13 protein-coding genes and 2 tRNA genes are annotated in these 15,927 nt (G+C 65.5%); 4 read left to right on the forward strand and 11 right to left on the reverse strand.

Annotated elements, in window-relative coordinates:
• Nucleotides 1-178 precede the first annotated feature (178 nt).
• Together A5707_RS16745 and A5707_RS16750 are read right to left on the reverse strand one after the other, a co-directional pair.
• Entirely contained in the window at nt 179-754 is a 576-nt protein-coding gene (locus A5707_RS16745) for a DUF937 domain-containing protein (protein ID WP_065015589.1), read from the reverse strand.
• Between the two features lie 93 nt (nt 755-847).
• Nucleotides 848-2,104, reverse strand: coding sequence for a saccharopine dehydrogenase family protein (locus tag A5707_RS16750; RefSeq protein WP_065015601.1), 1,257 nt, complete (start codon nt 2,102-2,104; stop codon nt 848-850).
• A gap of 93 nt (nt 2,105-2,197) precedes the next feature.
• Here A5707_RS16750 and A5707_RS16755 point away from each other — a divergent pair, with 93 nt between their 5' ends.
• Nucleotides 2,198-3,352, forward strand: a complete 1,155-nt coding sequence (locus tag A5707_RS16755; protein WP_065015590.1) for an FAD-dependent monooxygenase — start codon at nt 2,198-2,200, stop codon at nt 3,350-3,352.
• Nucleotides 3,353-3,403: 51 nt separating this feature from the next.
• Here A5707_RS16755 and A5707_RS16760 read toward each other — a convergent pair whose 3' ends face one another.
• From A5707_RS16760 to clpX, 5 genes are all read right to left on the reverse strand, one after another.
• Entirely contained in the window at nt 3,404-3,925 is a 522-nt protein-coding gene (locus tag A5707_RS16760) for a transglycosylase family protein (protein WP_065015591.1), read from the reverse strand.
• A 1,106-nt stretch (nt 3,926-5,031) separates the two neighbouring features.
• Nucleotides 5,032-5,646, reverse strand: coding sequence for a molybdenum cofactor guanylyltransferase (gene mobA / locus A5707_RS16765; RefSeq protein ID WP_082969512.1), 615 nt, complete (start codon nt 5,644-5,646; stop codon nt 5,032-5,034).
• A 1-nt stretch (nt 5,647) separates the two neighbouring features.
• Nucleotides 5,648-6,739, reverse strand: a complete 1,092-nt coding sequence (locus A5707_RS16770) for a 2-oxoacid:ferredoxin oxidoreductase subunit beta (RefSeq protein ID WP_065015593.1) — start codon at nt 6,737-6,739, stop codon at nt 5,648-5,650.
• Complete coding sequence (locus tag A5707_RS16775; RefSeq protein WP_065015594.1) at nt 6,736-8,700, reverse strand: 2-oxoacid:acceptor oxidoreductase subunit alpha; 1,965 nt, start codon at nt 8,698-8,700, stop codon at nt 6,736-6,738. The genes A5707_RS16770 and A5707_RS16775 overlap by 4 nt, the downstream gene beginning before the upstream one ends.
• Before the next feature lie 365 nt (nt 8,701-9,065).
• The gene (clpX, locus tag A5707_RS16780; RefSeq protein ID WP_065015595.1) at nt 9,066-10,349 is read right to left on the reverse strand and encodes an ATP-dependent Clp protease ATP-binding subunit ClpX; all 1,284 of its coding nucleotides are present in this window, start codon (nt 10,347-10,349) and stop codon (nt 9,066-9,068) included.
• 248 nt (nt 10,350-10,597) lie between these two features.
• Here clpX and mmuM point away from each other — a divergent pair, with 248 nt between their 5' ends.
• The gene (gene mmuM / locus A5707_RS16785; protein WP_156658062.1) at nt 10,598-11,482 is read left to right on the forward strand and encodes a homocysteine S-methyltransferase; all 885 of its coding nucleotides are present in this window, start codon (nt 10,598-10,600) and stop codon (nt 11,480-11,482) included.
• Nucleotides 11,483-11,539: 57 nt separating this feature from the next.
• Here the strand turns inward: mmuM and clpP2 are convergent, their stop codons facing one another.
• From clpP2 to A5707_RS16805, 4 genes are all read right to left on the reverse strand, one after another.
• Nucleotides 11,540-12,175 carry an ATP-dependent CLP protease proteolytic subunit ClpP2 gene (clpP2, locus tag A5707_RS16790; RefSeq protein ID WP_065015597.1) on the reverse strand — a complete coding sequence of 212 codons (636 nt, stop codon included), beginning with the start codon at nt 12,173-12,175 and terminating at the stop codon, nt 11,540-11,542.
• The gene (locus tag A5707_RS16795; protein ID WP_156658060.1) at nt 12,172-12,756 is read right to left on the reverse strand and encodes an ATP-dependent Clp protease proteolytic subunit; all 585 of its coding nucleotides are present in this window, start codon (nt 12,754-12,756) and stop codon (nt 12,172-12,174) included. The genes clpP2 and A5707_RS16795 overlap by 4 nt, the downstream gene beginning before the upstream one ends.
• A gap of 107 nt (nt 12,757-12,863) precedes the next feature.
• Entirely contained in the window at nt 12,864-14,276 is a 1,413-nt protein-coding gene (gene tig, locus A5707_RS16800; RefSeq protein ID WP_065015599.1) for a trigger factor, read from the reverse strand.
• 51 nt (nt 14,277-14,327) lie between these two features.
• A tRNA-Pro gene (locus tag A5707_RS16805) sits at nt 14,328-14,404 on the reverse strand.
• Between the two features lie 126 nt (nt 14,405-14,530).
• Here A5707_RS16805 and A5707_RS16810 point away from each other — a divergent pair.
• Nucleotides 14,531-14,601 (forward strand) — tRNA-Gly (locus tag A5707_RS16810).
• 84 nt (nt 14,602-14,685) lie between these two features.
• The gene (locus A5707_RS16815; protein WP_065015600.1) at nt 14,686-15,864 is read left to right on the forward strand and encodes a serine hydrolase domain-containing protein; all 1,179 of its coding nucleotides are present in this window, start codon (nt 14,686-14,688) and stop codon (nt 15,862-15,864) included.
• Nucleotides 15,865-15,927: the final 63 nt, after the last annotated feature.

Genomic DNA, 15,927 nt, shown 5'->3' on the forward strand with positions numbered 1-15,927 from the left:
GCGGTGAAGTACCCGGCGTCCACCCAGCGCTGGTAGATCGCGTCCTCGACCGCGCCCGGCTCCCACGATTTGGGCAGGGCTTCGCCCCGGGTGCTGATCGGGGGCGTAGGGCTGGCGGTCACCGCTCAATTCTAAGAAGGCGCCGCACCGACACCGACCGCCGCCCTTGTGCGATGCGTTACTTCTTGCCGCCGAACAGTCCGCCGAGGATCTCGCCCGCTTTGCTGCCCAAAACGTTGCCCAAGACGCTGCTCAGGGATTTGTTGCGGCCCGACATTCCGCTCAAGATGCTGCCCAACACCTTGTTGAGCCCGCCTCCGGCCGTCTCTTTCCCGGCGGGCGCCGACTTTCCGCCAGTCATTTGCTTACCGATGTAGGCCAGCACGATCGGCGCCAAGATCGGCAACAGCTTGCCGAACAACTCGTTGTCTCCGGTTCCGGTGCCCGACAAGGCCGCTGCCACCCGGTCCGGATCGTTGCCGCCGAAGATCTTGGCGATCGCTTTCTGGCCATCGGCTTGGTCCATCTGGTCGACCTTGATCCCGGTGTCTAACAGGCCTCTGGCGGCGTGCTCGCTGGCCGCGGACTCGATTGCAGACGCGTGGTCAGGATCTTGAGCGTTCTGGTGCAATCCGCCCACCAGTACCGGCACCAGCAGATGCACCGCGCTGGTGACCTCAGACTCGTCGACGTCGAGTTGGGCGGCGATATCCCGAGTGGGGATCTGGGCGAAAAGATCGTCAAGGCCGGCCATGAATCGATCCACCTCACGTTGCTGGGATCTGGTACCTCGTGATGAACACTAAACCGAGCCGATGTCGCTGGACAGCGATTCGACCGGGACCGATCAGGCCAGCCGCACGGTATCCAGCGACACGCCTGCGGCCGGGAACCGCGCCAGCAAGGCATCCCCCATCGCGGCGGCCGGCGTAAGCACGCCATGCAGATCAGAAAGCGCGTCACGGTCCAATGCGAGTGCCAGGCCGCACTCGCCGAGCAGCACCGAGGTGGCCTTGTATCCGGGATCGCCCTGCTGGGCGATCGTGGCCCGATATCGCGCCCCGGTCGTGGTGGTCGTGTAGGTCTCGGCGCAGTAGTGGCCCCGCTCACGGACTTTCTCGCTGGGACCGGTGCCCGGCTTCGGCACCAGGCGCTGCGCCAGTCGGCGCGGCAACAACCGGAAGTAGCGGCTGGCCAACCCGAATGTCCCGATGCTGACACCGGTGAACAGCGCTGAGGCCGCAGGTGCCACAATCGACGAGCCCATGCTCATCGTTTCGTTGTAGCGGAACTGACTGCCGTACGCCCAGTCCAGTAATGCGTTGCTGCGGCGGACAATTCGGGTGTTGTACGGCGCCATCGCGAAGCCCGCGGTCCAGACGCCGGCCAGTTCGGGTGCGATGTCGCGACCGCGGCGCCAGCGCAGATCCGGTTGGGGGCCCAACTCCGGCTCAGCTGCGCGGTCGGTGCTCAACGTGTAGGGGTCGTTGAGCTGTCGACGAGCCTCGGGGTCGCTCGACGCGGTGTCGAACACCTCCAACATCGATGCGGCGGTGCCGCCGGAGACCCCGCCGGCGAAACGGCGCAGCACAAAGCTGGTGTCGCCCAACTCGCCGGTGCCGTCCTCGCTGACCTTGCGGTACAGCGCGTAGGCGGTCAGATCTGACGGGATGGAGTCGAATCCGCACGCATGCACGATGCGCGCACCGGTATCGGCGGCCTGCTTGTGGTACTGGTCGATGCTGTCGCGCACGAACATCGCCTCACCGGTCAGGTCGGCGTAGTCGGTACCGGCCGCCGCGCACGCGGCCACCAGTGGTAATCCGTAGCGGGTATAGGGGCCGACCGTGGTGATCACCACTTGCGTGCGGGCGGCCATCGCATCCAGCGTCGACGGCGACGACGCGTCGGCCTCCACCAGCGGCCAGGACTGCGCCGCGGCGCCCAGGCTTTCGCGCGCCTTGGCCAATTTGTCGGCGGACCGGCCGGCGAGCGCGATACGCGCCTCACCGCCGGCGCGGGCGAGGTATTCGGCGGTGAGCTTGCCCACAAAGCCGGTCGCTCCGTACACCACAATGTCGAATTCGCGTTGGGTTCCCGTCACGGCGCCGACGCTACTCCGAGGATCACCGGTCTCCCCCGGCACATGCTCGGCCCACTCCGCGGCCCACATCAGTAGCCGGGTTAGGTTCGGCCCATGGCGCAGCGGATCGTCGTGGTCGGGGCGGGTATCGCGGGTCTGGCGACCGCGGCGGCGCTGCAGCGCTGCAGCCACGAGGTCACCGTGATCGAAGAGCGCACCGACACCTCGAGCGGAGCCGGGATCAGCATCTGGCCCAATGCGCTGGCCGCGCTGGACCGCATCGGCGTCGGCGACGCCGTCCGCGAGGCGGGCGGCCGGATCACCGCGGGCGCCATGCGCTGGCGCGACGGTACGTGGCTGCGCCACCCGGCTCCCGAACGGATGGTCAGGGCGCTTGGCGAGCCGTTGGTAGTAGTGCAGCGTTCGGCGCTGCGCGACATCCTCACCGGAGCGCTGGCCCCGGGCACGGTGGACTACGGGCTGGCCGCTACCGGGCTCGTCGCCACCGCCGACGAGGTTCGGATCGAGTTGTCCGACGGCACTGTCCGGACGGCCGCCGCTGTGATCGGCGCCGACGGCACCTACTCCATGGTCGCCCGCCACCTCAACGGCGGGCTGAGCCACCGCTATGTCGGCTATACCGCGTGGCGAGGGGTCGCCAGCTACGCCATGGATCCAAAGCTGGCCGGGGAGACGCTCGGCGCCGGCATCGAAGCCGGCCACGTCCCGATGGGATCAGGGCAAACGTATTGGTTTGCCACCGAACGCACACCCGAGGGACAACGGGCGCCCGGCGGAGAGCTGGCATACCTGCAAACAAAGCTCGCCGGCTGGCCCGAACCCATCCCGAGCATGCTGGCGGCCACCCCGCCATCTGACGTATTGCGCAACGACCTCTACGACCGCGCCCGTGCTCGCTGCTGGGCACGCGGCCCCGTCGTGCTGGTCGGCGACGCGGCCCATCCCATGCGGCCGCATCTGGGCCAGGGCGGCTGCCAAGGATTGGAAGATGCCGCGATCCTGGCTGCGTTTGTCGATCGAGGCGCCGACCTGCCGACCGCATTTGCCCGGTTCGCGGCCTTCCGCCGCCGACGGGTCATGTCTTTGGTTCGCGAGTCGGCATTCCTCGGCAAGATCGTCAACCTGCGCCCGGCATTCCTCAGTGCGGCCGCCAGCCGAGCCACCGTGCTGGTCCCGGAAGCGGCGCTGACTCGGCATATGGCGTCCGTCGCGGCTCGGTCAGCGTTCGTGGTACCCGCGCCGGCCTAAAAACAACGGTGCCGGGCCCGCAGGCCCGGCACCGTCATTTACAGCTTCAGGTCAGCCGCGTCGGCCGCAGACCGGCCAGGCGCCGATGCCCTGGGAATGCAGAACGTTCTCGGCCACCCGGATCTGCTCCTCACGGCTCGCGGTATGCGCGGAGCCCGAGCCACCGTTGGAACGCCACGTGCTGGGGGTGAACTGCAGGCCGCCGGAAAAGCCGTTTCCGGTGTTGATCGCCCAGTTGCCACCGGACTCACATGCCGCGATCGCATCCCAGTTCACGCTGTACGCCTTCACGGGAGCGGGAGCCTCCTCAGGAGCCGGCTCGGGCTCCGGAGCCGGCGGCGCCCATGGCGCCGGGAACTCCGGTGCCGGCGGCAGGTCTTCCGGTGCCGGCGGCAGGTCTTCCTGGGGCGCCGGAGCAGCCGGCGCATCGGCGTCAAACGCCACGTCCTCCACGTTCACGGGGCCGACCGGTGCATTGAGGTCGACGTCATCCGCGTAGGCGGTGGCAATCGGCGCGGTGGCGAGCACTCCGGTGAGCGCCGCCAGAGTCAGCGTCTTGCGGACGTAGTTCAATATCGTTCCTTTCGCGGTGCGCGCGCCAAAGCAGGCCCACAGATGTGGGCCGGGATGCCGTGAAGGCGGGATTGCTGCTTCGAAACGTGCCGTCTCGTTCAGGCACGACAGCGGGGGCACGATCTGCCCGGCGGGCTAATTACCCGACGGCTGCGGGGCGACAGTGCCGTCCGCAGCCCCGCTCACACGCGGGTCCGTGGATTCGATTTTGTGTTGCCCTGTCTTAGGGCCGACACGGACCGTACGAGACGAGATGGAATTCGTCATCTTCAACACGCCGGCTATCTCGGTTCAATAACGGCCAGATCACACCGACTGACATAATTGTCTTCCCAGGTCACCCAAGGCTTTTGGGCCTAAGGCGACTGCGGGCGACAACCGCGCCGTCGTGAGCCATATCACGCAGATATTGTGAACTGCACCACGTCTTTTGCCCCGCTCTGATCGGTGTGAGCGGCAGAACCGACGCGCCACAGTTGTTACAAGAGTGATTATCGTGGTGCTAGACCGGATTTCGATTCCCTGTGCCGGCGGGTGGAACCTCGAAGATATCGCGCTGACTGTGCTCTTTTTCTCGAATATGGTGGTGTCACAGGCCATTTCAGTCTCGTCAACCGTGCCACGGCGCTGCGCCCGTCACGTCTTATGGGGCCCACGAACGCGGCATTACTTCACCAAACACGTTGGCAGCAAATGACTTCGCCGCTCAGCATCAAGCGGTAGGCGATTGCCCGTCTTTGCCGCCCCAGCCGCATCGCGCTGGCACTCTGGGGGCGGACCGGCATGCAGCCCTGTGTACGGGAAATACGCGGAAACCCATTGCCTGACTTGTCACGTCGCCGCGTGAACAGCCTTGTCAACATCATGCATGCTGGCTAAACCCGTTCTGCCCCAATGAAGTTCAGAGTTCAGCTGAACCTCGCAGACTCATGGCCGGGTCTCTGACGAATAGAAGAATGTTCGGTGGCCGTTAGGCGGATATCAAAGAAGTAATGGCTTTTATGTCGCGACGCACTTATAACAATGCTCGACTTGGAAATGGATAAACGTCACCATACTTATCGGTCGACAATTGTTGCAGACCAGCGTCGAACCGACGGGGTGCTCTACCCCGCGGTAGCTGAGAGCGTGCGCAGATCGTCCACCGAGTTGACGTTGGTCAACGACCGCGAGGATGGCAACACGATCCGCTGCGTGTCGGCGCCGTCGACCAATGCGCGCATCCTGCGCTCGCCGGCCGCTACCAAAGCGTCGACCCGCGCGGCCAGATCGGTGCGGTACACGGCGGCCAGGTAGTGGTCGCGACCGTCCCAGGGCAGTGTCACCTCGGCGTCTACTTCTTCGGCGCCATCGACGAGAGTGTCGATCAGATCGACAGTGAGAAACGGCATGTCGACGGCACACACGAATGCGCGCTTTGCGCCGGCCTCGAGAGCGGCGTGTAGGCCCCGCCCGGTCGCGAGCAGGGGACCCAGTCCACGGACCTCGTCGCGCACCACCTCTGCGGTCAGGCTGGGCAGCGGTTGTCCGGGTGCTGCGACGACGAAAACCGGTTGGCAGCGTTGACTGACGATGCCGACCACGTGCTCGACCATCGTGACGGGGCCGCCGCTGCCCGCGATGCCCTCCGGCACTGCAAGAGTGGCCTTGTCGCGGCCCATTCGACGAGACGCTCCCCCCGCCAGCACTACCCCAGCCAGCGAGGCCGCAATCGCCGCCACGTCAGGCGACGGTCCAGGTGTCCCGGCCACGCAATAGCGACTGCAGGGCCGCGCGGTCCGCCGGCTTGGCTTCGGCAGCGGCCGTCACTTGCGCGCGGGCGGCGTCGTCATAGGTCGGCCGGTTGACCTGGCGGAAGATGCCCATCACGGTGTGCTCGAGGTTTTGGTCGGACAGCCGCGACAGTGCGAACGCGTAGGCGGAGTCGTTGGCGTGTGCGTCGTGCACGACGATCTCGCTGACGCTGACATCAGCGGTCTTCGCCACTTCGAGGCCGAAACCCGAACGCACCACACAGTATTCGCCGTTGGCGCCGAAGACGATCGGCTCGCCGTGGCGGACGTTGATGACCCGCTCCTCGGAGCCTTCTTTGCGCAGCAGGTCGAATGAGCCGTCGTTGAAGATCGGGCAGTCCTGCAAGATCTCAACCAGTGCGGATCCCCGATGCGCAGCCGCGGCGCGCAACACCTCCGACAGCCCCTTGCGGTCTGAGTCCAGGGCGCGGCCCACGAAACTCGCCTCGGCGCCCAGAGCCAGCGACACCGGGTTGAACGGGTGGTCCAGTGAGCCCATCGGCGTGGACTTAGTGACCTTGCCTTCCTCGGAGGTCGGCGAATACTGGCCCTTGGTCAGCCCGTAGATGCGGTTGTTGAACAGCAGGATGGTCATGTTGACGTTGCGGCGCAGCGCGTGGATCAAGTGGTTGCCGCCGATCGACAACGCGTCGCCGTCACCGGTGACCACCCACACCGACAGATCGTCGCGGGCCAGTGCCAGACCAGTCGCGATGGACGGAGCGCGGCCGTGGATGGAGTGCAGCCCGTAGGTCTCCAGGTAGTACGGGAACCGGCTGGAGCAGCCGATACCGCTGACGAAGACGATGTTCTCCCGGCGCAGCCCGAGCTCGGGCAGGAAGTTGCGAATGGTGTTGAGGATGACGTAGTCACCGCAACCCGGGCACCACCGGACCTCCTGGTCACTGGTGAAGTCCTTGGCCTTCTGCGGCTGGTCGGTGGTGGGCACTCCGCTGGTCTTGGACAACGCCTCCGTCACGCCGAGGTCTGCGCCCGCCAGATTGCCGATCAGGTCAGTCATACGTCAGCTCCTACGCCATTTTCCACGGTAGCCGCCGCCAGCCGTGCGAATGTGGCCTTGTCACTTTCCTTTTCGCCCAGGGTGCCGTCCAGGGCAGCATCGATGATCCCCTCGACCTCGTCGGCCAAAAACGCCATCCCGGCAACTTTGGTGACCGACTGCACGTCGACGAGATACTTGCCGCGCAGCAGCAGCGCCAGCTGGCCCAGGTTCATCTCCGGCGCCACCACTTTCGGGTAGCGGCGCAGCACCTCGCCCAGATTGCCCGGGAACGGGTTGAGGTGGCGTAGATGGGCATGCGCAACCTTGATGCCCTTGCGACGCGCGCGCCGGCACGCTTCACCGATCGGACCATACGAACTGCCCCAACCGATCAACAGCAGCTCGGCGTCGCCGGTTGGATCGTCGACCTGCAAATCCGGAACGCGGATCCCGTCGATCTTGGCTCGACGCAACCGCACCATCAGGTCATGGTTGGCCGGCTCGTAGGAGATGTTGCCCGAACCGTTGGCCGCCTCCAGCCCGCCGATGCGGTGCTCCAGGCCCGGCGTGCCCGGAATCGCGAACTGGCGGGCCAGGGTTTCCGGGTCGCGGGCATAGGGCTGGAACGGCTCATCGGGCTTGGCGAAGATGTGCTCGATCGGCTCGATGGCGTCGATGTCGGGGATTCGCCACGGCTCCGAGCCGTTGGCGATCGCGCCGTCGGACAATAGGATCACCGGGGTGTGGTAGGACACCGCGATGCGCACCGCCTCGACAGCGGTCTCGAAGCAGTCGGAGGGTGACCGCGGAGCCAGCACGGCCACCGGCGATTCACCGTTGCGTCCGTAGAGGGCCTGCAGCAAGTCGGCCTGCTCGGTCTTGGTCGGCAGACCCGTCGACGGGCCGCCGCGCTGCACGTCGATGATCAACAGCGGCAACTCGGTCATCACGGCGAGGCCGATCGCTTCGGATTTCAGGGACAGCCCCGGCCCCGAGGTGCTGGTCACTCCCAGCGCGCCGCCGTACGAGGCGCCCAAAGCGGCGCCGATACCGGCGATCTCGTCTTCGGCCTGGAACGTGATGACGTTGAAGTTCTTGTGCTTGGACAATTCGTGCAAGATGTCCGACGCGGGGGTGATCGGGTAGCTGCCGAGGACCACCGTGATGTCGGCGAGTTGCCCGGCCGCGACGATGCCGTAGGCCAGCGCGGTGTTACCCGAGATTTGGCGGTACTCCCCTGCGGGCAACTTGGCCGGTGAGACGTCGTAGGTGGTGCCGAACGCCTCGGTGGTCTCGCCGTAGTTCCAGCCCGCCTTCAGCGCGAGCACATTGGCCTCGGCGATGTCGGGCTTGCGGGCGAACTTCTCCCGGATGAATCGCTCGCTGGTTTCGATCGGCCGCCCATACATCCACGACAGCAGTCCCAGCGCGAACATGTTTTTGGCGCGCTGACCATCCTTCTTGGACGCCCCGATGGCCTCGACCGCGCCCAGCGTCAATGCTGTCATCGCCACTGGTTGCACCACGAAGTCGGAGAGCTCACCGTTTTCCAGCGGGTTGTCCTGATAGCCGACTTTGGCCAGGTTGCGTTTGGTGAACTCGTCGGAGTTGGCGATCACCAGGCCACCGCGCGGCAGGTCGGCGATGTTGGCTTTCAACGCCGCCGGGTTCATCGCGACCAGCACGTCGGGCCGGTCACCTGCGGTGAGGATGTCGTAGTCAGCGATCTGGATCTGGAACGAGGAGACACCGGGCAGCGTGCCTTGAGGAGCACGAATCTCGGCGGGATAGTTGGGCTGGGTCGCTAGGTCGTTGCCGAAAAGCGCCGCCTCGGAGGTGAACCGGTCGCCAGTGAGTTGCATGCCATCACCGGAGTCTCCGGCGAAACGGATGACGACCTTCTCCAGCTTCTGTCGCTCGGGTGCCACCGTGCCTGCTGAATGAGATTCTGACCTGGCTCCGTCCTCGTTCGGACCCACGTCCCCGCCTTCCGTCACTGTCTACCGCACGGGCACTCTGCGTCGCGGCTACCGGTGGGCGCCGCCGGAGCGGAACCCCCGGCCATTTTTATGTCACTGGCAGTACCGATTATTGCACTGCTCTTAGGGTTTGATCGACGCCGACGCGCGCACCCGCGGTACCGTTCGTCGAGCGAATATCAAGGTCAGAGGCACGAGGACAGCATGCACGCAGGTGAACTGTGGTGTTCGTCACTTTTGCTGGCACGCGAAGTCTAAGAACAAAATCTACGCGTGAGTAACATTAGCTAGCACCCGCACGCGGGCGCTGCTGTGCTGATCGCGACGGCCCGCCGCGCCCGGCTCCGCCGCGCTTGCGACCGCCGCTAGGCGCTCTTGTCGCGGCGTTCGGTGCGCGACGGCTTGCGCGGCACGATGGTCGGCAGCACGTTGTCCTGCACGGTCTCCTTGGTCACCACGACTTTGGCGACGTCATCGCGGCTGGGTATGTCGTACATGACCGGCAGCAGGACTTCCTCCATGATCGCCCGCAGGCCGCGGGCACCGGTGCCGCGGTGAATCGCCTGTTCGGCGATCGCTTCCAGCGCGTCCTGGGTGAATTCCAATTCCACGCCGTCCATTTCGAACAACCGCGTGTACTGCTTGACCAAGGCGTTCTTCGGCTGGGAAAGGATCTTGACCAGAGAATCCATGTCGAGATTGGTCACCGAGGCCACCACCGGCAAGCGGCCGATGAACTCAGGAATCAGCCCGTATTTGATCAGGTCTTCGGGCATCACTTCGGCGAAGTGATCGGTGGTGTCGATCTCGGCCTTGGACCGAACTTCCGCCCCGAAGCCCAGCCCACGTTTGCCAACGCGATCGGAGACAATCTTCTCCAGCCCGGCGAACGCACCGGCCACGATGAACAACACGTTGGTGGTGTCGATCTGGATGAACTCTTGGTGCGGGTGTTTGCGGCCACCCTGCGGCGGCACCGAGGCCTGGGTGCCCTCCAAAATCTTCAGCAGCGCCTGCTGCACGCCTTCGCCGGAAACGTCGCGAGTGATCGACGGGTTCTCGCTCTTGCGCGCGATCTTGTCGACCTCGTCGATGTAGATGATGCCGGTCTCGGCGCGTTTGACGTCGTAGTCGGCGGCCTGAATCAGCTTGAGCAGAATGTTCTCGACGTCCTCGCCGACGTAACCGGCTTCGGTCAGCGCGGTGGCATCCGCGATCGCGAACGGCACGTTGAGCATCTTGGCCAGCGTCTGGGCCAGGTAGGTCTTGCCGCAGCCCGTCGGACCCAGCATCAAGATGTTGGACTTGGTCAGCTCGACTGGTTCACCGGCCCGGGAATCGCGGCTCTTCTCACCGGCTTGGATGCGCTTGTAGTGGTTGTAGACGGCGACGGCCAGTGTGCGCTTGGCAGTGTCTTGGCCGATGACATAGCCCTCCAGGAAGTCCCGGATCTCCACCGGCTTGGGCAGCTCGTCGAGTTTGACGTCGTCGGCGTCGGCGAGTTCCTCTTCGATGATCTCGTTACACAGATCGATGCACTCATCGCAGATGTACACGCCGGGGCCGGCGATGAGCTTCTTGACCTGCTTTTGGCTCTTCCCGCAGAAGGAGCACTTCAGCAGGTCACCGCCGTCTCCGATGCGCGCCATGGTGCTGGGAACCTACTTCCTGTTCACCGTCGATCTGTGGGTATTGCCGCGTGTATTTCCCGACGCTACCCGCTTGTTCCGGCGCGACGCGACCGTTAAGGCCGAATCGCGTCAGTGATATTCGTGCTTGTCCGCCTGAACATATCCCGTGCGGGCGCCTGTCGCGCGCCGGAACGCGCCGCCGTGTCTCTGGCGTGTCGCGCCCGTTACGTGACCGAGAGGCTCGGTCTTACTGTGGGCCCGTGGGAATCGCCGTGCCCGACGATACCGTCTTGATCGGCGATGGCGGGCTGGCCACCGAATTGGAAGCGCGCGGCCATGACCTGTCGGACCCGTTGTGGTCGGCGAGGTTGCTGGTCGACGCGCCCGAGGAGATCAGGGCCGTGCATCTCGCGTTCTTCCGTGCCGGAGCCATGATTGCGACGACCGCCAGCTATCAGGCCTCGTTCGAAGGATTCGCCGCCCGCGGCCGCAGCCGGGATGACACCGTGCGCTTGTTGCGGCGCAGCATCGAGCTGGCAGTGTCGGCGCGCGACGAGTTGGGCGCTGCCGCACGCTGGGTGGCCGCCTCGGTCGGCCCGTACGGCGCTGCGCTGGCCGACGGGTCGGAATACCGCGGCCGTTACGGGCTCAGCGTGGCGCAGTTGGAGTCTTGGCACCGGCCGCGGCTGGAGGTGCTGGCCGAGGCCGGCGCCGACGTGCTGGCCCTCGAAACCATCCCCGACGTCGACGAAGCCGAGGCTCTGGTGAACGTGGTGCGAGAGCTCGGCGTGCCGGCCTGGCTCAGCTACACCGTCGAGGGCGCCGACACCCGGGCCGGGCAGCCGTTGGCCGACGCGTTCGCGGTGGCGACCGGGGTTTCGGAGATCGTCGCGGTCGGCGTCAACTGTTGTGCACCCGAGGACGTGCTGCCCGCGATCGCGTCGGCCCGCCGGACCGGCAAACCGGTGATCGTCTACCCCAACAGCGGCGAGGGTTGGGACAGCGGGCGCCGCGCATGGGTGGGTCCGCGACGATGGGCACCGCAGCTGGCCGTGGAGTGGGCCGCGGCGGGCGCGCGGGTGGTCGGCGGATGTTGTCGCGTCCGGCCCGCCGACATCGCTCAACTCGCGGCCGTCCTACGCCGAAAGTGAAGCGGTTGCGAAAAATCCCGCGGAATTTCGCAGTGGTTTCACGCTCGCCGCAGGGGATTACGCGGGATTGGCCGAGAGCTTCCGGTACTCCAGCACGGTGTCGATGATCCCGTAGTCCTTGGCGTCTTCGGCGGTCAAAATCTTGTCGCGGTCGGTGTCCTTGCGGATCACTTCCGCATCCTTGCCGGTATGGCGGGCCAAGGTGGTTTCCATCAGCGTGCGCATCCGCTCGATCTCGGCGGCCTGGATCTCCAGGTCGGAGAACTGCCCCTGGATCACGCCTTGCAGCGACGGCTGATGGATCAGCACTCGCGCGTTGGGCAGCGCCATCCGCTTGCCGGGAGTTCCGGCGGCCAGCAGCACTGCTGCGGCCGAGGCAGCCTGGCCCAGGCAGACGGTCTGAATGTCGGCGCGCACGTACTGCATCGTGTCGTAGATCGCCATCAGCGACGTGAATCCGCCGCCTGGGGAGTTGATGTACATCGTGATGTCGCGGTCGGGATCCAGGGACTCCAGTACCAGCAGCTGCGCCATGATGTCGTTGGCCGACGCGTCGTCGACCTGGACACCGAGGAAGATGATGCGCTCCTCGAACAGCTTGTTGTACGGGTTGGATTCCTTGACACCCCAGCTGGAGTGCTCGACGAACGACGGCAGGATGTAACGGGCCTGCGGCTGGATGTCTGGATTCATGATGCGGCTCCGTTGACGGGGGCGTTGGTGATGATGTGGTCGACGAAGCCGTACTCCAGGGCTTCTCGGGCGGTGAACCAGCGGTCGCGGTCGGAGTCGGCGATGATCTTTTCGATCGGCTGGCCGGTGAATTCGGCGTTCAGCCGGAACATTTCCTGCTTGATGACCGCGAATTGCTCGGCTTGGATCGCGATGTCGGCAGCGCTACCGGTCACACCACCCAGCGGCTGGTGCATCAGGATGCGGGCGTGCGGCAAGGAGTAACGCTTGCCCTTGGTGCCGGCCGCCAACAGGAACTGGCCCATCGACGCCGCCATGCCCATCGCGTAGGTGGCGACGTCGCACGGCGCAAGCACCATCGTGTCGTAGATCGCCATGCCGGCGCTGATCGAGCCGCCCGGGGAATTGATGTAGAGCGAAATGTCTTTGGTCGGGTCCTCGGCGGCGAGCAGCAGAATCTGCGCGCAGAGCCGGTTGGCAATGTCGTCGTTGACCTCTGACCCCAAGAAGATGATGCGCTCGGAGAGCAAACGCTCATAGACGGAGTCGACGAGGTTGAGACCCTGCGTGTTCGAACGCATGTCACCGCTCACAGTGGAGTACCTGCTTTCTCGTGTTTCATATGCACCGACACTAACCAACGGGCGTCGTCGCGCACTCCCTGAAGTACCGACGTTCGCTCAGAGCGTCACTTCGGCTCGTCTGACGGCTCCTCCGACGCCGCCGCGGCATCCTCGCTGTCCTCGGCTCGCTCAGCGTCCTCGTCGGCCTCGGCCTCGGCACGCCTGCCGAAGAACTCGCTGGTGTCGATGACATTGCCATCGCTGTCGGTGACGGTGGCCGCCTCGACCACCGCGGCAATGGTCAGCCCGCGGCGCACGTCGGCGAACATGGCCGGCAGTTGGTTGTTCTGTTGCATGTAGGCCAACAACTGCTGCGGCTCGATGCCGTACTGCTGCGACGTCAGCACCAGCCGTTCGGTGAGGTCCTCCTGGCTGACCTGGACGTCGAGATCCTCGGCCAGCGCGTCCATCAGCAGCTGGGTCTTGATCGCCTTCTCGGCCGCCGATCGGGTGTCGGCGTCGAACTCTTCGCGTGACGACCCCTGCTCGGCCAGCACCTCGGCGAACTTGGCCTCGTCGTGGTCGAAGCCGTGAATGGCGTTGTGCAGGGTGTCGTCGACCTGCGCTTGCACCACCGCTTCGGGCAGCGGAATGTCGACCTGCTCGAGCAAGGTGTCCAGCGTGGTGTTGCGGATCGCTTCGGCTTGTTGGACGCGCTTGGTTCGACGGACCTGCTCGGTCAGGTTGGCGCGCAACTCCTCGACGGTGTCGAATTCGCTTGCCAATTGCGCGAATTCGTCATCGGGCTCGGGCAGTTCACGTTCCTTGACCGACCCGACGGTGACGGTGACCTCGGCCTCCTGTCCGGCGTGCGGACCGGCAGCCAAGGTGGTGGTGAACACCTTGGACTCACCGGCGGACAGTCCCACCAGCGCCTCGTCGAGGCCGTCGATCAGCTGACCGGAGCCGACTTCGTGGGAGAGGCCCTGTGTCGCCGCTTCGGGCACCTCTTCACCGTCGACGGTGGCGGACAGATCGATCGACACGAAGTCGCCCTCGGCGGCGGGCCGGTCGACACCGGTCAGCGTCCCGAACCGCGCCCGCAGCGACTGCAGCTCTGCGTCGACGTCGTCGTCGCTGACCTCGATCGGATCGACGCTGACCTTCAACGCACTCAGGTCGGGCAGGGTGATCTCGGGTCGGACGTCGACTTCGGCGGTGAAGACCAGTTCCTGGCCATACTCCTTCTGGGTTACGTCGATTTCGGGTTGGCCCAGCGGGCGCACGTCGGATTCGGTGACCGCTTGGCTGTAGCGGCTGGGTAGCGCCTCGCTGACCACCTGGTCGAGCATCGCCTCGCGCCCAATGCGCGCCTCGAGCAGCTTGGCCGGCGCCTTGCCGGGACGAAACCCAGGCAGCCGCACCTGCTTGGCCAGCTCCTTATAGGCCCGGTTGAAGTCGGGCTCGAGCTCGGTGAACGGCACCTCGACATTGATGCGAACCCGGGTGGGGCTCAACTGCTCGACGGTGCTCTTCACGGGTGTACTCCTCGGTGTCGGTTCTGCTGGTCTTAAGTGGGTCCGGGCGGCTGGTCGGGGTGACAGGATTTGAACCTGCGGCCTTCCGCTCCCAAAGCGGATGCGCTACCAAGCTGCGCTACACCCCGCGCTGACCTCGCGATCCTACGGCCCGACCCGGCCATCCCCGGCAGCCACCTCACAAGCGCGACACGGGACGGCATCATTTGGATTTGATGTCTGCCGCGACGTACAGTCGCGCTCGACTGATACGTGCGGGCGTAGCTCAATGGTAGAGCCCTAGTCTTCCAAACTAGCGACGCGGGTTCGATTCCCGTCGCCCGCTCAAGCTGGAGTTCCCGCACAGGGAAGGCCGACATGGCCGAGCGCTGCGAGGCTGAGGAGACCGACCATCCAGCACACAAGGACGATGGCCGACATCGACATCCACGGCGTCTGCGCGCCGCGCTTCGAACGAGTCCGAGACGCGTTCGAACAGAACTTTGCCCTGCGTAACGAGGTCGGCGCAGCTGTCGCGATCTATGTCGACGGCGAGCTCGTCGTCGACCTTTGGGGCGGCTCAGCGGACGAGGCCGGTACCCGGCCATGGCGCCAAGACACGCTGGCCGCCGTGCTCTCCGCCACCAAGGGCCTCACCAGTACCTGCGTGCATCAGCTCGTCGAACGTGGTGAGCTCGACCTGCACGCACCGGTGGCCCGCTACTGGCCCGAGTTCGGGCAAGCCGGCAAACAGGACATCACCATCGCCATGGTCTTGGGTCACCGATCCGGGGTGATCGGACCGCGCAGCCCGCTGCGCTGCGAAGACGTCCTCGACTGGGATTTCGTCTGCGAGAAGCTGGCCATTGCGGAACCCTGGTGGGAGCCGGGCGCCGCACAGGGCTATCACCTGTCGTCATTTGGATTCATCCTCGGCGAGGTGGTCCGCCGCGTGACCGGCCGCACGCTGGGCCAGTACCTGCGCAGCGAAATCGCCGAGCCGCTCGGCGCTGACGTGCACATCGGCTTGGCTTCGGCCGACCTGGATCGCTGCGCGGACCTGATCGGCAAACCGCATCCCGACGAGTTGCTGGCCAACGCTCCCGACCGTCCAGTCACTCTGGATGACCACCCGAAAGCGGGCTTGGCGGTCTCGTGGGGGTTCATCCCCGACGACGAACTCGGGTCCAACAACCGCACGCTATGGCGCCAACTCGATCTTCCCGACATCGGAGGCCATGTGTCAGCACTGGGACTGGCGACTCTCTACAACGAGTTGGCCCAGGAGAAGCTGCTCAGTCGCCGCTACATGGAGGTGGTCCGCACGTCGCAGGGCGGCTTCGACACCGATCTGGTGTTGGGCCCCCGCGTCGCGGATCACGGCTGGGGCTTGGGCTACATGCTCAACCAGCGCTGCGTCAACGGACCCAATCCCCGGATCTTCGGGCATGGCGGCCTTGGCGGTTCATTCGGGTTTGTCGACCTTGAGCACCGCATCGGCTACGGCTACGTGATGAACCGGTACGACGCCACCAAGGCCAATGCCGACCCACGCAGCGTCGCGCTGTCCGACGAGATCTACGCGGCGCTGGGCATCACGAAAAACTGAGCGGCGCGGCGGCTAATGGCCGCCGCCACCCCCGCCACCGTGTCCGCCGCCACCGTCTCCCCC

The sequence above is a fragment of the Mycobacterium kyorinense genome (assembly GCF_001672775.1).
Taxonomy (GTDB): Bacteria; Actinomycetota; Actinomycetes; order Mycobacteriales; family Mycobacteriaceae; genus Mycobacterium; species Mycobacterium kyorinense_A.

Excerpts from the sequence above, each read along its gene's own strand:
- A5707_RS16770 (WP_065015593.1), bottom strand. The coding sequence starts at position 6,739 with ATGACTGACCTGATCGGCAATCTGGCGGGCGCAGACCTCGGCGTGACG.
- clpP2 (WP_065015597.1), bottom strand. The coding sequence starts at position 12,175 with ATGAATCCAGACATCCAGCCGCAGGCCCGTTACATCCTGCCGTCGTTC.
- A5707_RS16795 (WP_156658060.1), bottom strand. The coding sequence starts at position 12,756 with ATGCGTTCGAACACGCAGGGTCTCAACCTCGTCGACTCCGTCTATGAG.
- A5707_RS16815 (WP_065015600.1), top strand. The coding sequence starts at position 14,686 with ATGGCCGACATCGACATCCACGGCGTCTGCGCGCCGCGCTTCGAACGA.
- A5707_RS16755 (WP_065015590.1), top strand. The coding sequence starts at position 2,198 with ATGGCGCAGCGGATCGTCGTGGTCGGGGCGGGTATCGCGGGTCTGGCG.
- clpX (WP_065015595.1), bottom strand. The coding sequence starts at position 10,349 with ATGGCGCGCATCGGAGACGGCGGTGACCTGCTGAAGTGCTCCTTCTGC.
- A5707_RS16745 (WP_065015589.1), bottom strand. The coding sequence starts at position 754 with ATGGCCGGCCTTGACGATCTTTTCGCCCAGATCCCCACTCGGGATATC.